The organism is Protofrankia sp. Cr1 (assembly GCF_963555865.1).
Classification (GTDB): Bacteria; Actinomycetota; Actinomycetes; order Frankiales; family Frankiaceae; genus Protofrankia.
The window spans coordinates 6,336-9,449 of record NZ_CAUVXO010000208.1 but is presented as its reverse complement, the minus strand read 5'-3'; the positions used below and the strand labels follow the sequence as shown (position 1 = coordinate 9,449).

3 protein-coding genes and 1 pseudogene are annotated in these 3,114 nt (G+C 68.1%); 3 read left to right on the top strand and 1 reads right to left on the bottom strand.

The features are described 5' to 3' along the window. Positions 1-455: pseudogene (locus tag U9980_RS16300) on the bottom strand (hypothetical protein); the annotation flags it as partial. A gap of 665 nt (positions 456-1,120) precedes the next feature. Here U9980_RS16300 and U9980_RS16295 point away from each other — a divergent pair. The 3 genes from U9980_RS16295 to U9980_RS16285 all read left to right on the top strand — a co-directional run bounded on the left by U9980_RS16295 (position 1,121) and on the right by U9980_RS16285 (position 3,043). After that, positions 1,121-1,396, top strand: a complete 276-nt coding sequence (locus U9980_RS16295) for an AMP-binding enzyme (RefSeq protein ID WP_322768697.1) — start codon at positions 1,121-1,123, stop codon at positions 1,394-1,396. Positions 1,397-1,498: 102 nt separating this feature from the next. After that, positions 1,499-1,666: a hypothetical protein gene (locus tag U9980_RS16290; RefSeq protein WP_322752169.1), complete on the top strand. Its 168-nt coding sequence runs from the start codon at positions 1,499-1,501 to the stop codon at positions 1,664-1,666. Between the two features lie 6 nt (positions 1,667-1,672). Beyond that, the gene (locus U9980_RS16285) at positions 1,673-3,043 is read left to right on the top strand and encodes a helix-turn-helix domain-containing protein (protein WP_322768696.1); all 1,371 of its coding nucleotides are present in this window, start codon (positions 1,673-1,675) and stop codon (positions 3,041-3,043) included. The last annotated feature ends 71 nt before the right edge of the window (positions 3,044-3,114 follow it).

Sequence of the window (3,114 nt, the reverse complement as noted above, 5' to 3'; positions counted from 1 at the left end):
GGCTCATCCCACTCGAAGTCGTCCAAGCTGATCAGCAGCGGACCGCGGGCCAGCCGGCGCTCGAGCACGAGACGCGGGTCGGTTATCTCCGTGTCGGCGTCACCCAGCAGACCGGCCAGCGTATCGGGCCGGAAGTCATCGCCCGGGCCGGACCACGCCGTCCGGAAGCCGCGGGCGACCGCCGCGATCTCCATCTCCGTGATCAACGCGGTCTTGCCCATGCCCGCCCTGGCGACGACCGACACCACCGCGCCTCGTCCCGCCGTGATCGCAGTGTCCAGGATCGTCACCAGACCAGCCAGTTCGGACTCACGGCCACGCAGCACCCGCCTCGCGCTGTGCGGCTGGGTTCGCCGCCGCGACGTCGTCCGGGCCACCTCGGGGACTGCGTGGCCGACCACGCTGTCGATCCCGGAGCACGGGACATTGCGCCTGTCGACCAAGGTCCACCTCACATTGCCGCTCCCCGTTCACGGACTTTGCCATACGGACGGGTGGCAATCCACCGAAATCGTGGAGAGTCCCCATAAAAGGATCTTGACCGGGTAAGAAGGGCGCGCTAGGTGGCCTCCCGCCACCTTCTACCCGTACCAGGTTGAGGGACGCAAAAAGCTGCCCGCCGTCCCCGCGCCGACCCGGACCATTTCATACCAGAGCCCCTTGGTACAATAGTTCCCAGAAGGATCGAAAGTGTGGCTATCAAAACCGCCCTGGACCGCCGAGTTCCGTCAGCAGACGATCGAGCCCGTCCGGGCCGGAAGATCACCCGAAGAGCTGGCCGGAGAATACGGCCCGTCGGGACAGTCGATCCGTAACTGGATACGCCGGGACGAACGGGAGATCCGCCGGAAGGCGACGGTTTTTTCGCGACGGAGACCGGTCAGAACAGCTGACATTCACCCTGATCAAATCCATTGCCCAGGAAGGGAGGAACGGCGTACGCCGAGGTCGGCGGTGATAAAAGAAAGAAGTTCCTGGCCGGCTGGCCGTCCTGGGTTTACCGGTGTCGTATCCCGGAATTCATCGCTGTCTGCCATGCCGCCGGTGAGCAGATGGGACTGCTCGACCGTGCAGAAACGGGCGCGGTTGACCGCACGCCAGGGAATTGCCAACGTGATCAGTGAACCGGTCCGCGTGGTGGACGCGTCCGGAGGTCCTTGAGGCCGCGGTGGTCGGTGCCCCGCATCCGACGTGGGGCGAGGTTCCGATCGCGTACGTCACCCTGCGATCACAGGACGCCGCCGAAGAGGCGGAACTCATCGACTTCGTCCGGACCCGGATCGCTCGGTTCAAGGCACCGCGTCGGATCATCTTCGGCGCCCTTCCCAAGACCTCCACCGGAAAAATCCAGAAAGCCATGCTCCGTGAACGAGCCATCGACCTGACATTCGGCTAGGAGAATTCCCAGCAGGCCGAACCCCGCCCCCGTGGGACCGGGCGGTGGGACCATCCCCGGACGGGCACACCGGTGCCCAGGCACGCAAGGAAGGGCGGCATCGTGAGCGTCGGTTTCGCGGAGAAGGACGAGCCGGTGACCGGCGCCCGTCGGTATATCAGACGATCCACCGGGCAGCCTCCACTCGCGGTAGGTACACCGGTGGCCTGCCGCGACGGCGTGCAGCTCAGCACGATGCGGCTCCGCGCAGCCATGAAGATCTCAGGCTAGGCGGCCGTGTCGAATCCCTGGCTCGCGTTGGAACCCGGCAGCGACCCGGCCGAACGGACGGCCGCACTACGCCGGGCACATGAGGCGTTCGTGACCGCGGGCGCGGCACCCCCGGTGTGGCCGGTGCTGCGCCCAGTGGTTGCCGATTCGTGGCGCCGCTCGGCGGAGGCCGGTGTGGATCCCGACCGCAACCTGCCCCCGGTCGTCCTCACCGACGGCGACCTCGACGCCTACCGGCGCATCCATCCGCTCGCCGACGTCCTGCCACTGCTGCGCGAACTCCTCGGCGGTGTCACCGATGACTGCCGCCACCTCATGGCCATCTCAGACGCCGCGGGGCAGTTGCTGTGGGTCGAGGGCCATTTCGGGGTGCGGCGCCTGGCCGAGCGGGTGAACTTCGTCGAGGGCGCGGCATGGGACGAGCGGAACGCCGGGAGCAACGCGCCGGGAACCGCACTCGTGGTCGACCACGCCGTGCAGCTGTTCGCCGCCGAGCACTTCAGCCGGATGTCGCAGTCGTGGACGTGTTCGGCGGCTCCGATCCATGACCCCGCATCGGGTGAAAGCCTTGGCGTGGTCGACATCACCGGCGGCGACCAGCTGGCGACCCCGTACAGTCTGGCTTTGGTGCAGGCCGCCGCGCGGGCCGCGGAGGGTGAGCTCGCGCGGATCCGGGAACGCCGCCGCGAACGGCTGGGCGACCAGGGCGAGATGGTGCCCTGGCTCCGTCCTGGCGTCCGTTCATCAGCAGGCCGGCTGCAGCTGGAGGTACTCGGGCGCGACGAGGGCCTGCTTCGGATCGGGGACCGGCGGATGCAGCTGTCGCCTCGTCGGAGCGAAATCCTCGTCATCCTGCTGGCGCACCCCGAGGGCCTCACCGGAGAGCAGCTGGGCGTCGAGCTGTACGGCGACGACGCCAACCCGATCACGCTGCACGCGGAGATGTGCCGGCTGCGTCGGCTTGTCGGCCCGCACCTGCTGCACTCCCGGCCGTACCGGGTGGGGCCCGGTATGGAGGCCGACTTCATGACCGTCGCCGAGCTCCTTGAATCGGGCGCGCTCCAGGTGGCGCTACGTCATTACCAGGGGCCGCTGCTGCCGCGTTCCGAGGCGCCGGGTGTGCGTCGTGCGCGGTCCCTGCTCGAGCAGCAGGCCCGGGCGGCGCTGCTCGCCTCCGGCGACCCGGACGCACTCACCGCGTGGACACGCGCGCCGTGGGGACAGGACGACCTGGAGATGTGGCGGGCACTGACGGACAGTCTCCCCGTGTCCTCACCGCGCCGTATCCTGGCCGCCGCGCGGCTCACGCGGTTGTCGGCCGAGTTCGCCGTGCCCCAGACATCCGCTGCAAGGTCGCTGCAAGGTACCCGAACCTAACGTGCCGGTGACAGGCGTCTTTCCTGACGGAAAACGTCACTTCTCTTCGGGGAGGCACGTCATGACGGTGT